Here is a 21,617-nt window from a genome sequence, read left to right as displayed (position 1 = left end):
TTAGTGAATGGCTGCCGTTACGCCGGATGGGTCCGATGCCTGCTGCTTCTGGAGCACTTCGCCCAAATCCAAAATGTTGTCCGCTACTTGGCCCATCACTTCCCAGTCGTGGAACACGCCGACCATGGTCGTTCCCTCCGCTTTCATCTCATTCAGCAGGGAGAGAACGCTCATCTTGGTTTGATGGTCGAGCGACGCCGTCGGCTCGTCGAGAATAAGCAGGCGCGGTCTGGCGATGAGCGCCCGGGCCAGATTGACCCGCTGCTGCTCGCCTCCGCTGAACGTTGCCGGGAAAGCCGGCCACAATGTACGCGGAATGTTCAGTCTCTCCAGCATCTCTTCCGCCTTGACCCTTGCCTCTTCCATCGTGAAGCCTTTCGGAAGCAGCTTCTCCGCCACGACATCCAATGCCGGTACGCGGGGAACGACTCTCAGAAACTGAGTCACATAGCTGATCTCGGCTCTGCGCAGATGGATGATTTGGCGTTCGGACGCCTTGGCCAGATCGATTCGGCCGAATAGCTCGGAGTCGTATAAGATCGAACCTGACGTAGGCTGGTAGGTTCTGTATATGCATTTTAATATGGACGATTTCCCGATACCGCTAGGCCCTGCAATACCTAGAAACTGACCTTTGGCAATTTCAAAGGACAAGTCGGCAAACGGGTCGATCGTCATCTTGCCTGTCATGGACAGCTCGAATGTTTTGGCAAGCGATTGAATTGTGAGCACAGGTTACTCCCTCCCTACAGAAGCGAATGGACGAGCAGTTGAGTGTACGGATGCCGGGGATCTTCCAAAATTTGATCCGTCAAGCCTTCCTCGACAATGCGTCCGCTGCGCATGACCATCGTTCGGTCGGCCAGCATGCGGATAACGCCGAGATCGTGGGATACAACCATCATCGCTACATGAAGCTCTCTTTGAATATCCCGGATCAGATCAATTACCTTGGCCTGTACGGACAAATCGAGACCCGTCGTCACCTCGTCTAGCAGCAGCAGCGGAGGACGGTTCGCCAGCGCTTTGGAAATTTGCACCCTTTGCTGCATACCGCCGCTAAATTGCTTAGGCGGTTCATCCATCCGGTTGACCGGAATTTCTACGCGGTCCAGCAGATTGGCAGCTCTGTCCCGGATCGTTCCGACATGGAAATGCCCTGCGGCGAACAGCTTTTCGGCTATATTGCCGCTGGAGGAAAAATTCATCCGCAGCCCCAAATACGGATTTTGATACACCATCCCCATCAGATGATTGCGGGCATACCGCTTTTGCTGAGAGGATTCCTGAAACAGATTGGAGCTGCCGTCCTTGAAGACGGACAATCTCATGTCACCGTCGGTGACTTCCTCATCAAAATACAAGCACTTCACCATCGTACTCTTGCCGGAGCCGCTCTCACCGACAACGCCCAGGATTTCGCCGGGGAACACATGAAAGTCCAACGATCGGCATGCCCAAATGCTTCCGCAAACCGGGCAGCGCGCCGAGGCATCCTCATCCGCGGACGGCTGCTCGCAATGGTCGCAGCCGGCTCCGAACCTTTTGCTTAGCCCGGATACTTGAAGCAGCGGCGTTTCCTGAGACGGATGGGCGGATGCTGCAAAAGCTTGCTCTGTCCCCTTCAATCCGGATACAGGCTCCTCCTTATGTGAAGCTATTGCCATGACGGCACCTCCTTTTCACCGGACCGGCTTTGTTGGCGTTTGCTGCAATAAGCCGTATCCGAGCATTGGTACAACGCGCATACGCCGTCCTCGGCCGTAACCTCGTCGAGAAACGTATGGGTGCTGCCGCAATGTCGGCACGCCTTGCCTTCGAACGATTCGACCTTGAACCGGTAATCCTCGAACTCTAACGGCAGCACGTTCGTGTAAGGCGGAACGGCGTAAATTTTCTTCTCCCTGCCTGCTCCGAACAGCGTCAGATGGTCCGCCTGGTGCAGCTTGTTATTGTCCCAGCGGGGAATCGGGCTCGGGGCCATAATGTATCGTTCGTGCACCATGACCGGATAGTCGGCGCCCAATGTAATGTCGCCCCACTTGACGATACCTTCGTACAGCGTCAGCCACATTGCGCTGTAATCCATCTCCGCATGCTTCCGGCGCGATTGTCTTTCCCTCGGCTCCACCTTGCGCAGCGGTTCCGGCTGCGGCACCTGAAGCACGAGAATTTGCCGTTCCTCGAGATGCTCTTCCGGAACCCGGTGACGCGACTGGATCACGCTTGCTTCCGCTGTATCCTCCGTCGTACGGATGCCGCTCGTTTCCTCCACCAGGCGGCGGATGCTGACCGCATTGACGCTGTCGTCGTTCCCTTGGTCGATAACCTTCAGCACATCCTCTTTGCCGATCAACGAAAGTGTAAGCTGGAGCCCGCCGGTTCCCCATCCTCTGCCGATCGGCAGCTCCCGAGAAGCAAACGGCACCTGGTAGCCGGGAATAGCAACGGCCTTCAATGACTTCCGGCGAATTTCCCGCTTGGATCCTTCATCCAGAAAGGCAAAATTATAGGCCGGCGGGTTGAAGCTTGGTCTCATGCGCAGTCCCCTCCTTCTTGTCGCCGGAGCGTGCTTGGGTTTCCCTAATACGGTCAAGCGACGATTGGAATGTAATGTAGTGCGGCAGCTTCAAATGGGATACGAAGCCGTTCGATTCCACGCTGTCGATATGCAGCAGCACGAATTCTTCGTCCTGCGCCGGCGCCGGTCCCGTCGTATCGAGACTCCGTTCCAGGATGGACATGGAAATGGCTTTCAGCTCGTTTTGTCCGAAGCACAGCCCGTAGCCGAGCAAAAATTCGATGCGTCCGGAAGCCTTATTTTGCGTAAACGAATTGATTGACTCCACCTCGGTCAGCATCACTTCCCCGATATAGACAGGCTCGGCCGCTTCTCCGTCTTCGCTGCCTGGGTATGGCACGTAGACCGGCGCCAAGCCTACCCGCAATTCGCCGATTGTAGGATGAACCGCACCATAGCCACGCATACTGCTGTACGCCAGTGCGGTCATGGCTCCGGTCTCGCCTCTCGCCAGCGTTTGCAGTCTAGCGGACCGCGGAGCCGGGAACGACAGCTTCTCCCTTGTCATATCGAACGGCTCGCTTTCCTGCTTCTCCGTTCTCGCCATCAGCCCTTGCTCCCGAAGCAGATCGGCCACTTTTACAAAAGTTAGCTCCGCCTGCTCTGTATCCGCTAATTCACTCCCCGAATCGGCTTGCCCCGACTCAAGTTCAGACTCAGAATGTAGCGGTGCAGCATCCTGTAAATACTGCTCGACAAAATCGCGCACCGCATCGCGGTCTTCCCCGCGAAGCGAGAATTTCAACATCCGATGCGTGTAATCGTAGGTTGGGCCCAACACTTGACCTCCGGGCAGATCCCGGAAGGAAGACGAGATACGCCGGATGACTCTCATATCCGCCGGCTCAATGACAGTCGAATAATGATTGCGGGGCAATGTGGAACGATAAGCCCGGATAAGAAACGCCGCCTCCGAAGGGTCTCCCTCCGCTTGCTTCAAAGCCAGTGCGGCATGCTCCGGCGCGTACAGCCCGCCTTCGCTCATAATCCGGTCAACGAGGAGCCGGAGCTGCTTCTCCACCGCCTCTACGGTCAGAATGGCATCGATCTCCTTCAGACGGTAATATTCCGTCAAACGATCCGCTTGCGAGATCGCCTCCTGTCCTCCGGTAACCGCTACATACGCCATGCCGGTTCAGCCTCCTTTACTTTCGTCGTGCGTGATAGCGCCATGCAGTCTCCTGTTTCCGTGAACAGGAACACATCTACACCCATCGGATATTCCGAATTGATCGTGCCTCTGGCAATCAGCCATTCCCGAGACAAGCCATGAATGATGCATGCCTGCTCCGTACGGATCCCCGGGCCGCTTAATAACAGACTAACGTTTTGCTCCTGACCGCCGGATGCTTGCAGCTGCAGCTCGTCCCCGCTCTCGATCCGGTTCACCCGGATGAACAGCGTAGTACTATCATCGGGCGCAACCAGCGTTCCGCGCTTCACCGAGCCCATCACCTCACGAATCTCCGCTTCAGGCATGATGCCGTCCGCGAACAAATAGTCCGCTTCGGCGGCAGCCGCTTCCTTGCTGAACAGCATTCGGCGGACATAGGCTGTGAATGCCTCCTGATCCTCCATCAGCATGGCGAACCGGACCTCCCCGTCCAGCAGAGCGGAAGCAATCCCGGCGGCGGCAGGACAAATACCTAACGGCAGCTGCAGCCTGGCAATCGACGCCTCCAGCCTTTCAACGGTTCCCGGACGGGAAACGGCGTTCAAGAGCGCCCGGTAGATGGCCTGCGTATCATGTACCGGATCGAACGGTACCGCATTATCGTTTGCCATAAGATTCCTCCATCGTATCGAATTGAACGCGGGTTTTCATAATTCGCGCGCTCTCGAGTGCCCGCCTCTCTGCAATGCGCTGCTCCTCCTGCTTCAACAGCTCGAACCAGCCTTCGGTTTCAGGCAGAGTGGCCATCATCGCCGCATCGACAACGGCAAGCTCATAAGCCCGCTCGGCATCCTCTCCGATCAGCAGACCGAAGCCGTGGACATCGCCCAAAGCAATCGTGCATTCCGTCACAAGCACTTCTCCCAAATAAAACGGCTGTCCAGACACCGAATCTCTCGCTTTGCTCATTACGAGCGATTTCTCTGGCGGCTTCACGACGGTAATCTCGTGCCGCTCTTCGATTTGGCAGCATAGCTGTTGCAGCAGCTTTCGGTCTCCCTCGATTAAAATACGTGTGATTTGCGTTCGTGTCAGCAAGCTAACTCCTCCTTCGAATGCGGGTCTTGAACCGGTTGCTGCACAGTTCCACGGTAAAGACCATGGCAAAAATAACGATCGCCACAAAGCAGGCCGAATCGAATTCATACGCCCTCATCGCATTGGCGATTTCGAACCCGATGCCGCCGGCGCCGACGACGCCAAGCACGGACGATTCGCCGATATCGACCTCCAGGCGGAACACGCTCCATGCCAGGAGCGATGTAGCTACACAAGGAAGCACGCCCTGGCATACATTCTGCAGCCAGCTCGCGCCCGACGCTCGCAGCGCTTCGATGACACCCTCGTCGACTTCCTCAATCGACTGGGCGAATACTTTGATCAGCATGCCGGCCGCATGCGTGCATATGGCCAAGATGCCCGGAAAAGGCCCCATGCCTACCGCGACGATAAAAATCAGCGCCCAGACCAATGTCGGGATAGCCCGTAAAAAGGAAGCAAATGCATTGATGACCGGAGCCGTGCGCGGAGACAGGTTGCGAGCTGCAAAAAAGGACAAGACAAGTGCAATCAGCACGGCAAACACGGTGCCGACCAAAGCGATCTGCAGCGTCTCCAGTGCTGCAGCCAGTACATGCTTCCACTCTGAAGCGTTCGGAGGAAACATGAGCGCGAACGATTGGACAAACTTCCACGTTCCTTGAAATAACACGACGTAATTGAAATTCAGCTGGTACAGACTAAAGCCGAAGAACAATAGACCGAAGACTAATGCCGTTTGCAGCACCGGGTCCTTCTTAGGTTTCTTAGGCTCCTCCAGCCTTTCCCGAATGTTCAGCTGAGCCGCCTGCCGACCCGCTGAAACCCATTCCGAGCTCATATGATCCTCTCCCTCAGCTTACTTGTAATCCATTCCGTTATCAGCACAAGCACCATGACCATCAGGATCGCGAGGCTAACCTCCTTGAATTGGAACAGCTTCAATCCTTTTTGGATAGCAAACCCGAGGCCGCCTCCGCCTACCATCCCGATCAATGTGGATGCCCTCACATTCAATTCCAGCTTGTAAAGCGACCAGCCGATAAAGCCCGGCATGAATTGAGGAAGCACGCCCTGGGCGAGAACCTGGATGTAGGAGGCTCCCGTCGCTCGAAGCGCTTCGACCTGCCCCATATCGATCTCTTCCAAAATTTCCGCATAAGCCCGGGTTAAAGTACCTATGGAAGTAACAATTAAAGCCAGTGTGCCTACCAGCGTTCCTAGACCGTAAGCGACGACGAACAAAATGCCCCAGATTAACGTCGGAATGTTCCGCATGACGGAGCAAAACGCTCTTACGCCTACCTGCAAATAAGGATGAGGACTGGTCGTAGCCGCCGCCAAAAACGCCAGAACCATGGACAGCACGGCTCCGACCACCATCGCGACGAAGCTGATATAGATCGTATCCAGCGCCGGTCCGATCAGCTTTCCGAACTTGGTAAAATCCGGAGGCAGAAAGTCGATAAAGATAAAGCGGAAGATTTCGCCGGCGCCGCTAACTAAAGCCGATACCGAAAACCCGGTTTCTACAGCCGACCAGACCGTAATCGCGCCAATGACAAGAAGAATCGAGGCGTTCAGCCGCTGCTTTTGCCTGCGCAGCTCCAGCAATCGGTTTTCGGCAGGGAGCTTGAGGTTCGCGGTCATGTCCGTTCTGCTCATTTGCGGTACACCCTTTCCGTCATTTCGTCCGTCAGCTCGTCCGGCGGGCCGTCGAATACGACGCTTCCTTTATGAATGCCGATAATTCGCGTCGCATATTTTTTCGCAACCTCGACCTGATGCAGATTGACCAGGCAAGTGATCCCGTCTTCGCGGCAAATGCTGTGCAAATGCTCCATTATCGTCTCGGACGTGACCGGGTCCAAGCTCGCGATCGGCTCGTCGGCCAAGATGAGCAGCGGCTGCTGGGACAGCGCCCGGGCGATGCCTACCCGCGGCTCTCTTGTACATCTGCTCGTGGAGCCCCACCCGGTGCAAAATGTGCTTCGCTTCCTCCACATCCTGCTTTCTGTACAAGCCAAGCGCCCCGCTCATGCTGTTCATATAACCAAGTCTCCCGTTCAGCACATTGCGCAGGACGGTGACCCGCTGGATCAAATTAAAGCCTTGAAATACCATACCTACTTCCCGGCGCAGCTTCCGGATTTGTCTGCCGTTTGCTTTGGTCGTATCGATGCCGTTAAAACGAACCGTCCCTTCCGATGGCTCGACGAGCCGGTTGATGCAGCGCAGCAGCGTGCTTTTGCCTGCTCCGCTCGGTCCGATGACCGCGATGAATTCGCCTCGCTGTACTTGAAAGTCAATGCCCTGCAGTGCCGCCGTTCCGTCCGAATAAACCTTTCGCAAGTTTTGGATCTCAAGAATCGTGGATGCCATGGCTGATCTGATACCTCCCTTACTTCAGCAGCTGCTCGGGACTCATGTTGAGAGCTTTTGCCGTTTCCCGCACCACATTGTATTTGCTATCGTCTACCAGGAAAAACTGCTGCGTTCCGTTGCTGAAAAACGCCGGATTTTTGTTGTCCTTATGATAGTTGAGCATGAATTGCTTGATCTTCTCGATCAGATCGGCCGGCAGGTCTTTACGGTAAGCCATCGGGCTTTGCGGAATCGGATCGGATTTGCCGATGACACGGTAATCGGATTCTTTAACAAGACCGGCATCGACAACCCGTTTAATGCAGGTGTCGCATACTCCGGCGCCGTCCGCCGTACCTTTGGCAATGGCGAGAATCGACTTATCGTGTCCTCCGGAGAACGAAACGTTGGAGAAAAACGACTCAATCTTATCGTTCGTAATCCCAAGCTCCTTGATCATCGCTGCGCGCGGGAACAAATGCCCCGAGGTGGATGCGGGATCGGCGAACAGGAACGTCTTGCCTTTCAAATCGGAGATTTTTTGCGCCGGGGATGCCGCCGGTACAACAATCAAGCTTTGATAAGTAGCTTCCTTCTCATTCACCGCCTTGACTGCCATGGCGACCGCACCGCTTCGTTCAGCCGCAATAATATAGGAGAACGGGCCGAACGAGGCAATGTCGATTTTTTTCGTCCGCATCGCTTCTACAACCGCCGTATAATCTTCTCCGACATACAGCTCCGTCTTAATGCCAAGCTCCTTGCCCAAATCTTCAACGAACTGCTTGTTCCCGCGTGACAGCTTCCCTTCTTCTTCGCCCGGCAGTACGCCCAAACGAAGCACGGTCGGCCAATTGGACGACGAAGCCGCCTGTACGGATTGACCTCCCTGGCTTCCTTGCTCTACATTTCCGCCTGCTTGCTTGCTCGTCGTTCCGCACCCGGCCAAAGCCAGGATGAGGAGAGATGCAGCCATTACCTTGAATGATTTCACAAGAAACATTCCCTTCGATTTTGTATTTTTTAACAATAAATGGAAACCTTGCACAAATCACCGCGATACTTCGCTGAAGTGAATTCGATTGGCCTGCCGTGCTGATCACGCATCAGGCTTTCGATGTGGAGCAGATTGGTATTGGGAGGTATGTTCAAAAACTTGGCTTCCTGCGCATTCGGAAACGTGGCCTGAAACGCGGACCATATTCGCTGGAGCCGAATGCCGTAATGCTCGTCCAACAATCCATACAGTGAGTAAAATGAAGAGGTGTGCATGAAAAAATCTGGAAAATGCCTCTCCGGCAGCCACGTAACATTGATGCTGAGAGGGACGTTATCGGCCAGTCGAAGAATCTCAAGCCTATAGGCTTGCTCGCCTTCCACCAGCAGCAAATGATGAGCCACTTGAGGCGGCGGAATCAGTACATCCTGCTTCAGCACTTGAGCCCCCGGCTGGCAGCCGAGACGGCTGATCACGTCGGAAAACCGCATTCCCGGAGTAATCGTGTACGAAATATCGAGCGGCTTCTCGCAAACGTAATGTCCTTTGCCTTGATGCGCGCGAATAATTCCTGTCGTTACTAGCAAATCGAGCGCTTGTCTCACCGTATAACGGTTTTCTTGAAATCGGCGGCACAGCTCGGCTTCCGATGGCAGCTTCTCTCCAACCATGTACATTCCCCCGTCAATTTCGGACTGCAAAATGTCGGCAATGACATGACGCGTAATCTCCTCCTTCGGTTCTGCGTATCTCTTCACAATCGCTTCACCTCCATCACTCTGAAACAACCGTAACTTGTCGACATCAGAGCAGTGTAAAACAAGCTTTAAGATTGTATGAAGTTGGATTTACGCTTACATTGGTTTTCACAAACGGCAGTAATTTATTAACAAAGCTTTGGTGCACCGCTTACGTATTTTTTATGAAATCAACGCAAAAAAGCCTGCGAAGGCAGGCGGATGGCTGGCGGAAAGTAGTATGAATGGTGGATTGATTCATGACCTATTTATGCCTTTTTAGCAAAAGGACGGCATCTTACCATATATATGGTGACTTTTCAAATTAAAAAATATTCATTTAAGTGAAGCAAATGGAATGGACAGGCAGAAAACCCGCATTGCAGCTGGATTTTTTCACGCATCGGCGAATGATTATGCAAGCGCTTGCCAATTTTTGCGCATACCAACACCTTTATCCGACTCTATATAATACGGGTAGAAACTACGAGGAGGAGTGAGATTTTGAGAAAGGGAATTACAACCAAACTTTTCGTTTCACTACTAGCCCTTAGCCTGCCTGTTACAGCCTATGTTCAACAAGCCGATGCAGCCATGTCGGTCAGCGCCAAAAGAGACAAGGTGGTGCAAACCGCGCTAAAGTTGAAAAACCAAGTCCAATATGTCAATTGGAAGCAACGCCAAGAGGCGCATGCTCCTTATAAAACGGATTGCTCCGGTTTCACCTATCTCGTTTACAAGCTTGCCAACATCGATGTCAATCTGGTCAACCGGGATGATGACGATCAAGCCAAAGTCGGCCAGAAAGTGGCATGGGGGCAGTTCCAAAAAGGTGATTTGATCTTTACTTGGAACAGCAGCTCCAAAAATAAAAGCGATGTCGGTCACGTCGGTATTTACATTGGTGATGGAAAAATGATTCATAACGCCAACGGGAAGAACGATGTGGTCATTTCGAATATATATAGCGGAAGCTATTACAAAGACCGGTTTGTTGTCGCAAGACGGGTTATTAAGTAGGACGCTTCGCTTCACACTCCCCGTACCTTGCATCATAAGGTAAGGTACATAAAACCCCCAACCTATGCGGTTGGGGGCTCATCCTATCATTGATCTATTGTTTCTTGGAATTCTCAATCAGCTTATTGATTTCCTCTTCGCCTTCTCGCAAGGCCGTGTTAATATCTTTTCCTTCCAATATGACATCGAGGAGCTTATTGTTCACAACCGCATCGGCGCCGCCGGGAATCAATGCCATGAGCTTCGGATCTCCGCCGGACGACGGAGTATCCGCCGATTTATGATAATAATAAGCGCCTACATTCTTCCCGTTCATAAACGGCGAATCCGAACCGAAGGCTTTCTTGATTTGATCGTTGGTTGACGGAGTCCGTACCCCCCGTTTGGATTCCATCATAAGAAACTCATCGGACAGCATGTAGGCCAACACTTCAAACGCAGCTTCTTTATGCTGGCTTGTCTTCATGATACTGTACATCCATGGGGACGGCTGATCCGCTACATTCGGCTTATCCGGGAACGTAGGCATGGAAACGACATCCCAGTTCATGCCTTCAGGGATAAGCTTGACATGGTTCAGGTCGTTGTTGATGACCGCCATCGCAATCGTCTGCTCTTTGGCGAACGCCTGCAGCTCAGGATTCGTAGCTCTCGAGTTAGGTCTGTTGTTGCCCGGAATGGCATAGATACGAGCCAGGTTTTGATACAGCTTCTTCCACTCATCCGTGTTCAGGCTCGCTTTGCCGGTTGCAGGATCAAGCGGTCTTAGGCCGTATGGATTTTCCCTCAGTAAATAGCCGTGGAACGTGGACAATCCGCGATATTTGACACCATCGAGCTCCCGAGTCATCTTTTTCGCCAGCTCGTAAACTTCATCCCAAGTCATGCCGTCTTTCGGATAAGCCATGCCGAATTTATCGAAGATGTCTTTGTTATAGTACATAACCGTTGTACTGGATATGAACGGGAGTCCGTAGATGCCTTTGCCCCCGGTATACTGATCAAGCGCTTTCATTGAAGCCGCTTCCAAACGGTTTGTATCGAATTTGTATTTTTTAATCAACTCGGTCATGTCATAATCAAGCCCCAGCCCTTGCACCAGGTTCGGGAACCGATTGTACACATACCAGTAAATATCCGGCGGCGTTCCGGCCGTCACAAGATCTCCGATATTGGTGCCTTGTCCGCGCTCGATATATTTTACGGTCAGCCAAGGAAACTTTTTGCGCAGAGGCTCGGCAATTTCCTTCTCGAAATCATCCGGCGTTTTGCCTGCATCCGAAGCAAAGACCAGCTCTACCGGCTCTTTGTTTTGCGGAACAGCATCCCCGGACTCCGCCGTTTTGGTATCCGCAGCTCCTTGACTTCCTCCTGAACAGGCAGTAAACAACATGCTTAATGCAACTAATGGAATCAGCTTTTGAAATTTCACCTCTACCCCTCCTGTGCTTTTTCTAAATAGAATTGGACAATAGCTGACGTGCGACTAAGTACCCTTTTATTTCCGTACCGATCCTATCGCCTCTTTCAAGTTGGAATGAAACGGTTTCAGGAAACGTTTCCACGTAATTATAGCAATACGAATCTAAAAAATGTGTTGTTACGTTAATATTAAATGTTGTTATACTATTGTAAGTTATTAGCAAAATATGTTGATAACTATCGAAGCCAACTTTAAACGCAAAAAAAATCAGCCTATCCTGCGATAGACTGAGTGTACTTGAAGCTATATTATAATTAATCGTTTCTTACATTACTTTTCATTTTTTAACATTTTTAGAAATTCGTTCAAGACTGCGACTGCACCGTTACCGTCTCATTATGCGGCTTAGGCTGCGCTTTCGTCTCCCAAACCGAGCTTGGAATTTCGCGTCTCAGCACCGGCGCAATCTCCTTGGCAAACCGCTCGATCTGCTCACGCTGCTCCGCTTCCGTCAATCCGTCCACGCTAATGCTGAGCACTTGATGGCCGTACGCCTCATGATAGGACAATATCTTCTCGATAATAAAATCCGGGCTTCCTGCAAGGATCGGACCGTTCGCGATATTGTCTTCAAGATCCTTGAACGGGGAGCGGTTATGCTGCGCCGAAGCGGTGGCGCGGAAGCTGTCGTAGTAGGGGCGATATCGCCTAATAGCCTCTTCGGACGTATCGGCGATATACAGGCTGCCGGCCCCCGCACCGACGACCGCCCTGCCGGGATCGTGGCCATAGTAGGCGAGACGCTCCCGATAGTGATCGATGAGAGCCTTATATTTCGCCTGGGGATGAAACGTGTTGGAGGAAAAGATCGGCTCGCCAAGTCTTGCAGCCAGCTCCGTCGAGAGCGTGCTGGATGCGCTGCCGTGCCATACCGGAATCGGACGCTGGAGCGGTCTCGGCTGCGTCGTTACTTGGTGCAGCGGCGATCGGTACCGCCCCTCCCAAGTGACCTGCTCCTCACTCCACAGCCGTTTGAGCAGAGCATATCTCTCGGCCAGCGATTCCCACTGCTCCTCCTCGGTTATACCGAACAGCGGGTAATGGCGGGGATCGTTGCCTTTCCCGATAATCATCTCCAGCCTGCCGCCGGAGAGATGGTCTAACGTGGCGTAATCCTCCGCTACCCGAACCGGATCCAGGACGCTTAGGACGGTCACCGTCGTCAGCAGACGAATCCTCGACGTTCTCGCTGCAACCGCCGTCAGAACAACGGCGGGAGAGGAGGAGAGAAACGGCTCCCCGTGCCGTTCGCCGACTCCGTATGCATCGAAGCCCAGCTCTTCGGCTAGGATCGCTTGCTTGAGCACATTTTCGAACTTTTGCGTTGGCGTCCAGGACTCGCCTGTAATGGCATTGGGAAGATTCATCATGAGACTGAACAGGGCGAATTTCATTTCAGTCCGCTCCCCCTTCAGTTACCCACGCTGATCTCAGGAGCATGCGCCAAATCCTTCTGGAACGCGAGTACCAACTCCCACTCTCCCTTAAATCTCGGGATACGGTAGTAGCCGACGCGCTCATAGAGCGCTGCCGCTTCCGGCTGCTTCGGTCCAGTCTGCAGCTTGATGCTGGTGTACCCGAATTCGGCCGCCAGACGCTCGATCTCGGCCATAATCGCCTGAGCGACTCCAAGCCGGCGGTAGCCTGCTCGCGTATACACGCGTTTGACCTCAACGGAGCTGTCGTCGAGCGGCCGCAAAGCACCGCAGCCGACGGGATGACCGTCGAGGCGGGCGATAACGAAGGCCGACCGCGGCACTTCCACATCGGACGGATGGAATCCGGCCGTTCCATCGGAGGCTTCATAGAGAGCCGCAAGCTCGGCACTCAGCTCCTTGATTAATTGCTCCGCATCTTCACTGCGGACATTCTCGGCTGCAGCCGTAATGACATGGGTCATGACGAATCCTCCTAACCAGTTTTAATTCCGATAATTCAAACTTGTTTTGTCGGTTATTCATTCGTGATCCTAATGTATCATCGGCTGCAGTGCGAAGCAATGTAGAAGAAGCTTTTTCTATTTAGCCATCGAAAGATTCTATTGAGGCTATGTCATTACCCTTACAATTCTTCATCATGCATCAATTTCTTCCCCAGAAACGACTGTATTTCCTGTTCGGTGAACCTCGGAATGAAAACGATGAATGTCGTGCCCATCCCTTGTGCACTTTCGCATTCAAAGCGGAACGAATCGCCGAAAAACAGCTGAAGCCGCCGGTACACATTGGTCAATCCATAGCCGCAGCCGTGTCTCTCACCCGTTTCATATGGCAGCGAATTTACGTATTCAAGCTTATATTCCGGCATACCCGCTCCGTCATCGGAAACATAAAGCTCGATGCCATCCTCCACCGGTCTGCCCCCGATGATTACGGTTCCCTGCCTTAAAGGCTTGATGCCGTGAAAAATTGCATTTTCGACCAAGGGCTGCAGCAGCATTTTGACGGAATAGCAGCTTAGCACCTCCTCCTCGACTTCGATAACGATATCCAGCTCAAGTGAATATGCAAATTTGCTGAGCTCCAGATAGTGCCGGAGCATTTCGAATTCATCCGCAAGCGCGATAACCAGCTTTCCTTTATTCAGCATCGTCCTATAAAAATCAATGAGATGGTTGGCAACCTCATAAATATCCGTCTGGTTCGATTGATGGGCAAGCGCTGCAATCATCGCCAGCGTATTGTAATGAAGATGCGGATTGATCTGCTCCTGAAGCAGCTCCAGCTTCGTATGGTTCAGCACCAGCTGAGACTTATATTCCACCTCTATCAGATGCCGTATACGCTCCATCATGCCGTTGAAATTTTGGTCCAGCCTGCCGATTTCGTCATTGCCCCTGATCACGTCCGAAATTATCAGGTTTCCCTGCTTCGCCATATCGGTTTTTCGGACTAGAACATCGATTCTTCGGGTCATATACGTTGAAATAAGCAGTGCGACAAAAATACAAAGGACGACGGAAACGACGACGGATACGATGATCGAATACGTAATACGATTCACCTTATTTGTGATATTATCCATTCGGGTCATATACAGGAGCTTCCAGTTCGTCATATCCGATTTCATCACGCCGGCCAGGTACCGTGTGCCATCCATCATTTCTTCCGACACTCCTGCATTCGGCACCAGTCTCTCTACAAGCCTTTGAATCGACGCGGAACCGGATTGTATGGGGCCGTAGCTTGTAATTCTCCTGCCCTCCTCATCTGAATAGACGAGCAAGTAATCGGAATGCCCGAGACTCCGGTCAATAATGTTCTGAATACGGTCGACCGGAATGAGCAGCCTCATGACGCCAAGATCCGTAGACGTGCCGAAGTCGATCAACCGCCGGTTCAATGCAATATACGTCTGATTGCTGAAGCGGACCCCGCTCTCCCATACGAAATACATGTCGTTATCGAGCATCCACCGGTTCCACGGAGCATCCTTGATTTCATCGTATTTGAATATCGTCTGTCCATCGGAGAAAAGCGTCGGGTTCTTTGTATACAAAAGCAGTTGGAGATTGCCGCCCAAATAATTGGAATGCTTCAAATACGGCCGCTTTACGTCGCTCATCATTTGATTGACCGTATCGTTAATATCCTTAAGCGTATAGACCAGATCGTCGATTTCCTTGTGTGGCGCGGATAAATGCTTCTGCAGCTGCAGATTGAAGAACACCATCTCGCTTTTGTTGAAATACATCTCCAGAAAGCTGTCGATCGCATTGTGCAGCTGAATCATGCTCTGAGCCGCCGCATTTTTCTCCGATTGCGTCATGAAGTCCCGGGAGTGGTAGTAGGACGTCATACCGACGAATACAATGCTTGTCATGAACAATAGCGAGTAAGCCCACATGAGCTTATATTTCAGCTTCGTATTCTCATGAAGCCTTAGAACCGCCGTCGTTGTTGTCCGCCACCAAACCTTCATAATTCCAGCTGCCTTCGGAAGTCTTTGGGCGTAAAGCCCATATATTTCTTAAACAGGCTGCTGAAATAAGCCGTATGCTGGTACCCCAGCTGCTCCGCGATTTCATACAGCTTGTAACGGTCATCCGCAAGCATTTCCTTGGCCTTCTCCATCTTGAAACGGGTAACGTAATCGAGAATCGTTCGTCCCGTCTCTTGCTTGAAAATATGGTTAAGATAATTGGGACTGTAATATAGCGATTCCGACAAGCTCTCGAGCGTCACATTGCTGCGGTAATGCTGTTCGACGTAAATCTTGATTTTGCTGACTAGAGCCCTATTCTTGTGGCCTTCCCGATCCCGCAGACATTGGTTGGCGAGCAGCAGGCGATCCTTGATCCACTCTACCGCATCGGATACAGTCTCAAGCGCCAGCAAATCTTCCCAGGCGGCAGGAGAGGTTAACGAATGCCTGCCAGCGAAGGCTTCGGGATTGGCATGAACGACATTTTGCAGGCAAATCATCAGGAAGTAAAAAAAGCCTCTAAGCTCCTTGGGAGAACCGTTTCCGGTCAAGCGGGCGGCAAGGTTATTCACATAGGCCGTCATCTCATCAGGCGATCCGGTATTCAGCAGGATTTGCAGTTCCTTCTCGATGGCGTTATAATCCCACCTTGGCTTCTCCCTGCTGATCGGGATATCGCTTGTATGCATGACCTTGCCGCCGCCGAGCAAATATTTGTATCTCAATATATAGAGGCACTGCTCATATAAAAACTTGATGCTTAACAGATCGTTGGAGTAACCGCTAACTGTAATGGATAAACTGATATCCGATTTGGCAAAATCCAGCAGTACGCCGTTTAGCAAGCGATGCACTTGCCGCTGCCCTTCCTCCGGCATGGTTACCCCGCAGATAAAAAAGACGACCCCGATATGCGCATCATTAAGGGATATCGCCGTGTAATGCCGCCCCGTTCCAAGCAAGGTACGGACCCGATTCAGCACCTTCATCCGGAACAGGTGCTTCGCCTGGATGCTCATTTCACGTGTCAGCTGAGCGAAGCCGTCTATTTCGATCAGAGATGCGACAACCCGGCTGCCCGACAGCTCCGGTGCGAGCTCCAGCAGCTCCAGCTGCTCCGAGACAAAGTCCGCGTCGCTTATCGTTCCGTACATCAGGCCGGTGATCAAATTCTCGATTAGATAAGGTCTTTGCTCCACCAGCTGCCCGTACAGCTGCTCGTAGTCTTTGCGCGCTTTCAGATCGCTGTCGATTTTATCGGTCACGGAGCGGATGCACAGCAGAAGCTCGCCGGCGTCGACCGGCTTCAAGAGATAGCCGTAGCTACCGAGGTACAGGGCGCTTTTGGCGTACTCGAATTCGTTGTACAAACTGGAAAAAATGATTTTGATTTGCGGATACAGCTGCCGCACCGATCGAACCAGCTCGAACCCGTCCATGAGAGGCATCTCGATATCCGTGATCATTATGTCCGGCTGGTCCGGCTCACACAGCTTCAACCATTCCAGCGCTTCCTTCCCGTTCCCACAGGAGCCGGTCACGGTCACATGAGAGAAAGCCGGGCTTTTTTCCAGCATCTGCACCAGGTTATCCCGATCTATCTGAAAATCGTCCACAATCAGCACCTTAATCATCTTCCGCCTCCCGGACATCAAATATGCAATGTTAATCCTCTGACCAAATCTTATTAAGACGGCATGGTACGCCGAAACGGGACTCCATTCGGAAGTCCCGTTCATAGCTTTCTGATTCCGTCACTGCTTGGCAGGAGGATTATCCTTGAACCATTTCACCATATTTTTCGAGGCCTGCTCGTAGTTCGTATCCTTCATATATTTCGTTATGATGGCATTCCAGTTTTTGTCGAACTCCTCCTTCGTCTTCGGCGTCAGCAGCTTGGCGACATCGAGCGTAGTGAACGTCCAGTACGTATTGGATGCCGCTTCCGCTTCCTTGCTCCCATCCCCGTAGGACGCCGTTCCCGAGACGTTATACGACTTATTCGCAACCATGCCGCTGTTCATCACATACAGATCGTATTTGGCCGGATAACTGCGAAGCGGACTTTTCGGATTATAGTCCCTCACCAGATACCATCCAAGCCCGAAATAGGATGCCTTGCTGTAAAATTGGCGCGAGAACAGGCCGTAATAGTCGGCCCCCTTCCCTCCCAGCTTGCCGGTGAGCATGTCGCTTTCGACCTGAGGATCGACGAACACCTTTTTGCCGTCCTGCATTTTCCAAATACCGGCGTTTTCCGGTCCCCAGGACATGAGATCGAGCGCCTCGTCACTGAGCGTCCAGTCAAGGTATTGTATCAGCCGCTTTATATCCGGAAAATCTTTGCGTATGAGCAGACGCCAGAACGAGCCTTCGTATATATCGTAATATCCTTTATCCGGATTCTCCTTCGGCCACGGAATGGCGCGAAGCTCCATTGAAGGATCGATATTCAAGAGCGATTGCCTTACGGCATCCAAATTCAGTACGGCCAGAATGACTCCAAGCTGCCCGGTTGCGGCTTTCGTCTGCAGCTGGTCGTCCTTTTGGATAATGAAGTCTTTATCCAGCAGCCCTTCCTGATACAACCGGTTCATAAACTCATGGTATTTTTTGGCATCCTTGGACCCAAGGAACCCATCGACCGTACCGTCCTTATCCAGCGTCCAATGTCCGAAATCGAACATCGAGCCGAAATGAAACTGCGCCCAAATCGGGAACGATATCGGGATGAGCGGCTTACCGTTGGCCGAGACGTTCAATTCCTTCATTTTTTTCAGCAGCTGATAGAAGTCCTCCGGCGTTTTGATCGCGGGCTCAATGGCGAAATCCTCCAGCGTCGGCTTTTTCCCCTTATCGACCGTCTCCTTCTGAATTTCCTTCAACGGCTTGAATTTGTACCCCGCCTTCGCGAGGAGATCCTCCCGTACGTAGAGCGAGGTCAGCCTTTTGCCCGAGTTATACGGATCGTCGGCATATTTCGGATCGTTAGAGTTCGTGTTCACGAGAGGCGTCGGGATCTGATAATTTCTCCCGTCGTTCGTGAAGCGGCTCCAATACTGCTCCGGAAACCATTTTTTCAAATTCGGCATGTCTTTGATGAATTCCGTCAAATCGGCGAATTGCCCTGTGCTGATCGCATAGCTGGCTCCAGCCTTATCCATCATGACTACGTCAGGCAAGTTCTTGGTCGCAATCCACTGGTTCAGCCTCTCTTTGAGCGGCTGATCGTTGTTGACATACATATCCGTAAATTCGATGTTGAATTTGTTCTGAATATACGGAGTCACGACATCATGCGATGCGACGTCGATTTTCGTCTGGTAGCCCTGACTGTACCAGCGGATCGGCATCTTGGCCGGCTGTATGCCGCCTTCAGGCGTTTTGGCCGCATCCGGCTTGACCGGACCGTCTCCCCCGCCCGAGCATCCCGCCACAGTCACGAACCCTAACGAACAGATCAGCAGAAGTTGAAGCATCTTCCTTGCCATGGACATATCCCCTTTATGTTTATTTGATCACACGCATGACAATCGCTTAACGACTGGCTCTCGGGCGTGCGGCGGACGTCTGCCCGATGCGGAGGCTACCCTTTGACCGCTCCGATCATGAAGCCTTTGACGAAATATTTTTGCAAAAAAGGATAAATGACAATAATCGGTACGGTTGTTACGACCAGCGTAGCCATTTTGAGCGACTCGGGTGACGTTTGCTCGGCCTGCATATCGACGGCCATGACCAGACCCTGGGACGCCAGCAGCTGGGCGGCGAGCGTTTCTTTCAAGATCCGCTGCAAAATAAACGATAGCGGTTGAAGACTCTCATTGCTTACATACAGCATCGCGTCGAACCAGGAATTCCAGTGAAACACGCCGTTGAACATGGCGATGGTAGCAGTGACAGGCATCGACAGAGGGATGATGATTTTCCAAAACACCTTCCAGTCGCCGGCTCCGTCGATCATCGCCGATTCGACCAAGCTCGAAGGCAGCGAATCGAAGAACGTCCTCATGATCAGCATGTTGAACGCCCAGAAGCCGTGCGGCAGTATATACACGAGAAAGTGATTGAACAGCCCGAGCTTGTAAATCAGAATGTAGCTCGGCAGAAGCCCGCCGCTAAAATACATCGGAATGAGCAGAATAATGGCAATGATCCGGTTGCCCGGAAGCGATCGTTTGGAAATCGCATAGGCGGCCAACGCCACTATCGTCCCGGCATAGACGATGCCGGCCAGCGTCCTTGCGACGGTAACGAGAAACGAACGGAAAATCTGTGAATTTTCAAACACGGTGGCATAATTCGATAACGTAAAATCAATGGGCATAAAAGTCACCGGATGGCTCATCGTCGCGCCGCTGCTGCTGAATGAGTAGACGATTGCATACCAGAACGGGTATAGGGTAACGAAACATATAAGCAGCATCACAAGCGTAATCACGATATCTGCAACCGGAAATTGGAACCGCCGATCCTTCCCCATGGGCCGAACCGCCTCCTTTCATGGCTGCGGGAGCTGAAGGCGGAAAATGAAGCTGCCTAAAACGCCCCGTAGCCGCTTATTTTTTTGCTGATCCGGTTGGATATGACTAGAATGCCGAACGACAAAATGGATAACACAAGGCCGACGGCGGTGCCGTACGATACTTCTGCATGCCGGATTCCGGCTAAATATACGTGGTAATCGAGCGTCAACGATGCATCGGCCACAAGCGGGTTGCCCATGTTATATACGGCGTCGAAGCTTGCTCCTCCGCCACCGCCCCCGAATATGGTGGCGATCTTGAATATAAACATAAGTCCGATTACTGTTGCGATCCCTGGCAATGTAATATAAATGAGCTTCTGAAGCCTTCCGGCGCCGTCGATGGTTGCTGCTTCATACTGGTCCTGATCGATGGAAGTAAGCGCTGCCAGAAAAATGATCGAATTCCAGCCCAGCTCCTTCCATATCACCGTAGTAACGAATATACCGCGGAAATAGTCCGTCTCTCTCATAAACGATATTTTCTCAAAGCCGAAAGCTTGCAGCAGCAGGTTCACACTTCCAAAGTCCTCCTCCAGCAGCTTATAGACAAGCCCTGCTACGACAACCCATGAGATGAAGTGAGGCAAGTAGGAAATCGTCTGCGAAACGCGTTTGAACAGAACGTTTCGGATTTCGTTCAGCAGCAGCGCGAACAAGATAGGTAACGGAAATCCGATTCCAATAAGAAGGCCGTTCAAGGCTACGGTGTTTTTCAGACCAAGCAGAAATTCCGGATTGGACCACATCCGGGTAAAATGCTTCAGTCCGACGAACGGACTGCCAAGAAAGCCTTGTGCAGCCGTGTAGTCCTGGAACGCCATAATCAGCCCGAGCATCGGCGTAAAGGAGAAGACAACGGTCACAGCGAAGGCCGGAAGCAGAAACAAATACAGAAGCTTGTGCTGCTTCATGCGTTTCCAGAGGACAGACCGCCCTTCAAGCCTACGGGGTGACGGTATCGCAGCCGATGATTGATCCATAGACTGTACCCCCTTTTCCGTATTATTCCAGCGGATTCCCCCGCCAATCCCGGCGTACTCCTTTGATCGGCTCGAGCGAGGATACATTGCCCGTGGTAATCTGCGGAGGCTCCGTACTCGGAGCCACCCAGCGGACGGCATTTTCGATGACTCTCAATATATCCTTGTTGTAATAGGTCGGATATTCCTCATGCCCAGGCCGGAAATAGAACACCCGTCCTTTGCCTCGCGTATACACATTGCCGCTGCGCATCACTTCGCCGCCCTCGAACCAGCTCATGAACAGCAGCTCGTCGGGCTCCGGAATGTTGGACGGCTCGCCGTACATTTCCTCATGAGGCAGCTCGATATATTCACCGATCCCGCTCACAATCGGGTGTCCGGGCTTAAGCACCCAGAGCCGCTCTTTCTCGTGCGCTTCCCGCCATTTGCCTCCTCCCCCCGTTCCCATCAGCCTCCGAAACAGCTTGGAGCCGGAAGCCGAATGCAGGAAGATCGCTCCCATTCCCTCCATGACGCGTTTGTACAGCTTGTTGACCAGCTCATCCGGCACTTCGCCGTCCTTCATATGCGACCACCAGATCAAAACGTCGGTACGCTCGACAACCTCATCCGGCAACCCATGCTGCGGATCGTATAATGTGCCGGTCGTAACCTCGAGTCCCGGCTGCTGCTCCAGATAGCCGGCCAACGCCCGGTGAATGCCGTCCGGGTACACTTGCTTCACAATATCCAAGTGCTGTTCATGATAAAATTCATTCCAAACCGTTACGCGAATCGGCTGCGCCATA

21 protein-coding genes are annotated in these 21,617 nt (G+C 52.3%); 1 reads left to right on the top strand and 20 read right to left on the bottom strand.

All coding sequences use genetic code 11. From position 1 onward, the window contains the following. The 11 genes from phnL to DVH26_RS12810 form a co-directional block, all read right to left on the bottom strand. Positions 1 to 732, bottom strand: a complete 732-nt coding sequence (gene phnL / locus DVH26_RS12860) for a phosphonate C-P lyase system protein PhnL (RefSeq protein WP_239634081.1) — start codon at positions 730 to 732, stop codon at positions 1 to 3. A gap of 14 nt (positions 733 to 746) precedes the next feature. Further along, a complete protein-coding gene (locus tag DVH26_RS12855; protein ID WP_239634080.1) occupies positions 747 to 1,667 on the bottom strand; it encodes an ATP-binding cassette domain-containing protein in 921 nt (306 codons plus the stop codon). Further along, the gene (locus tag DVH26_RS12850; protein ID WP_239634079.1) at positions 1,658 to 2,539 is read right to left on the bottom strand and encodes an alpha-D-ribose 1-methylphosphonate 5-phosphate C-P-lyase PhnJ; all 882 of its coding nucleotides are present in this window, start codon (positions 2,537 to 2,539) and stop codon (positions 1,658 to 1,660) included. The genes DVH26_RS12855 and DVH26_RS12850 overlap by 10 nt, the downstream gene beginning before the upstream one ends. Further along, entirely contained in the window at positions 2,508 to 3,710 is a 1,203-nt protein-coding gene (locus tag DVH26_RS12845) for a carbon-phosphorus lyase complex subunit PhnI (RefSeq protein WP_239634078.1), read from the bottom strand. Before DVH26_RS12845 ends, DVH26_RS12850 begins: the two co-directional genes overlap by 32 nt. Then, positions 3,698 to 4,366 carry a phosphonate C-P lyase system protein PhnH gene (gene phnH, locus DVH26_RS12840; protein WP_239634077.1) on the bottom strand — a complete coding sequence of 223 codons (669 nt, stop codon included), beginning with the start codon at positions 4,364 to 4,366 and terminating at the stop codon, positions 3,698 to 3,700. Before phnH ends, DVH26_RS12845 begins: the two co-directional genes overlap by 13 nt. After that, positions 4,353 to 4,793 carry a phosphonate C-P lyase system protein PhnG gene (gene phnG, locus DVH26_RS12835; protein ID WP_239634076.1) on the bottom strand — a complete coding sequence of 147 codons (441 nt, stop codon included), beginning with the start codon at positions 4,791 to 4,793 and terminating at the stop codon, positions 4,353 to 4,355. Before phnG ends, phnH begins: the two co-directional genes overlap by 14 nt. Position 4,794: 1 nt before the next feature. Then, on the bottom strand, positions 4,795 to 5,634 hold the full coding sequence (phnE, locus tag DVH26_RS12830) for a phosphonate ABC transporter, permease protein PhnE (RefSeq protein WP_239634075.1): 840 nt from the start codon (positions 5,632 to 5,634) through the stop codon (positions 4,795 to 4,797). Next, positions 5,631 to 6,458 carry a phosphonate ABC transporter, permease protein PhnE gene (gene phnE / locus DVH26_RS12825; protein ID WP_239634074.1) on the bottom strand — a complete coding sequence of 276 codons (828 nt, stop codon included), beginning with the start codon at positions 6,456 to 6,458 and terminating at the stop codon, positions 5,631 to 5,633. Before phnE (DVH26_RS12825) ends, phnE (DVH26_RS12830) begins: the two co-directional genes overlap by 4 nt. A gap of 69 nt (positions 6,459 to 6,527) precedes the next feature. Beyond that, complete coding sequence (locus tag DVH26_RS12820; RefSeq protein ID WP_345774050.1) at positions 6,528 to 7,175, bottom strand: ATP-binding cassette domain-containing protein; 648 nt, start codon at positions 7,173 to 7,175, stop codon at positions 6,528 to 6,530. 19 nt (positions 7,176 to 7,194) lie between these two features. Continuing rightward, positions 7,195 to 8,151 (bottom strand): phosphate/phosphite/phosphonate ABC transporter substrate-binding protein, encoded by a 957-nt coding sequence (gene phnD / locus DVH26_RS12815; RefSeq protein ID WP_239634073.1) that lies wholly within the window; start codon positions 8,149 to 8,151, stop codon positions 7,195 to 7,197. Positions 8,152 to 8,180: 29 nt separating this feature from the next. After that, complete coding sequence (locus tag DVH26_RS12810; RefSeq protein ID WP_239634072.1) at positions 8,181 to 8,912, bottom strand: GntR family transcriptional regulator; 732 nt, start codon at positions 8,910 to 8,912, stop codon at positions 8,181 to 8,183. A gap of 483 nt (positions 8,913 to 9,395) precedes the next feature. Between DVH26_RS12810 and DVH26_RS12805 the strand changes: the two genes are divergently transcribed. Next, a complete protein-coding gene (locus tag DVH26_RS12805; RefSeq protein WP_239634071.1) occupies positions 9,396 to 9,911 on the top strand; it encodes a C40 family peptidase in 516 nt (171 codons plus the stop codon). Positions 9,912 to 10,005: 94 nt separating this feature from the next. Here DVH26_RS12805 and DVH26_RS12800 read toward each other — a convergent pair whose 3' ends face one another. The 9 genes from DVH26_RS12800 to DVH26_RS12760 all read right to left on the bottom strand — a co-directional run bounded on the left by DVH26_RS12800 (position 10,006) and on the right by DVH26_RS12760 (position 21,616). Beyond that, entirely contained in the window at positions 10,006 to 11,343 is a 1,338-nt protein-coding gene (locus DVH26_RS12800) for an ABC transporter substrate-binding protein (RefSeq protein WP_239634070.1), read from the bottom strand. A 356-nt stretch (positions 11,344 to 11,699) separates the two neighbouring features. Next, a complete protein-coding gene (locus DVH26_RS12795; protein ID WP_239634069.1) occupies positions 11,700 to 12,788 on the bottom strand; it encodes an LLM class flavin-dependent oxidoreductase in 1,089 nt (362 codons plus the stop codon). Between the two features lie 17 nt (positions 12,789 to 12,805). Then, positions 12,806 to 13,294 carry a GNAT family N-acetyltransferase gene (locus tag DVH26_RS12790; protein WP_239634068.1) on the bottom strand — a complete coding sequence of 163 codons (489 nt, stop codon included), beginning with the start codon at positions 13,292 to 13,294 and terminating at the stop codon, positions 12,806 to 12,808. A gap of 161 nt (positions 13,295 to 13,455) precedes the next feature. Further along, positions 13,456 to 15,315 carry a sensor histidine kinase gene (locus DVH26_RS12785; RefSeq protein ID WP_239634067.1) on the bottom strand — a complete coding sequence of 620 codons (1,860 nt, stop codon included), beginning with the start codon at positions 15,313 to 15,315 and terminating at the stop codon, positions 13,456 to 13,458. Further along, positions 15,312 to 16,952 (bottom strand): response regulator transcription factor, encoded by a 1,641-nt coding sequence (locus DVH26_RS12780; RefSeq protein WP_239634066.1) that lies wholly within the window; start codon positions 16,950 to 16,952, stop codon positions 15,312 to 15,314. The genes DVH26_RS12785 and DVH26_RS12780 overlap by 4 nt, the downstream gene beginning before the upstream one ends. 120 nt (positions 16,953 to 17,072) lie before the next feature. Continuing rightward, complete coding sequence (locus tag DVH26_RS12775) at positions 17,073 to 18,809, bottom strand: type 2 periplasmic-binding domain-containing protein (RefSeq protein ID WP_239634065.1); 1,737 nt, start codon at positions 18,807 to 18,809, stop codon at positions 17,073 to 17,075. Between the two features lie 95 nt (positions 18,810 to 18,904). Continuing rightward, on the bottom strand, positions 18,905 to 19,801 hold the full coding sequence (locus tag DVH26_RS12770) for a carbohydrate ABC transporter permease (RefSeq protein WP_239634064.1): 897 nt from the start codon (positions 19,799 to 19,801) through the stop codon (positions 18,905 to 18,907). 56 nt (positions 19,802 to 19,857) lie between these two features. Then, positions 19,858 to 20,826 (bottom strand): ABC transporter permease, encoded by a 969-nt coding sequence (locus DVH26_RS12765; protein WP_239634063.1) that lies wholly within the window; start codon positions 20,824 to 20,826, stop codon positions 19,858 to 19,860. 22 nt (positions 20,827 to 20,848) lie between these two features. Beyond that, on the bottom strand, positions 20,849 to 21,616 hold the full coding sequence (locus DVH26_RS12760; RefSeq protein ID WP_239634062.1) for a ThuA domain-containing protein: 768 nt from the start codon (positions 21,614 to 21,616) through the stop codon (positions 20,849 to 20,851). Between the last annotated feature and the right edge of the window lies 1 nt (position 21,617).

Source organism: Paenibacillus sp. H1-7, assembly GCF_022354825.1.
Classification (GTDB): Bacteria; Bacillota; Bacilli; order Paenibacillales; family NBRC-103111; genus Paenibacillus_S.
Note: the sequence above shows the minus strand (reverse complement) of the source record. Positions and strands in the feature narration are given on the sequence as shown.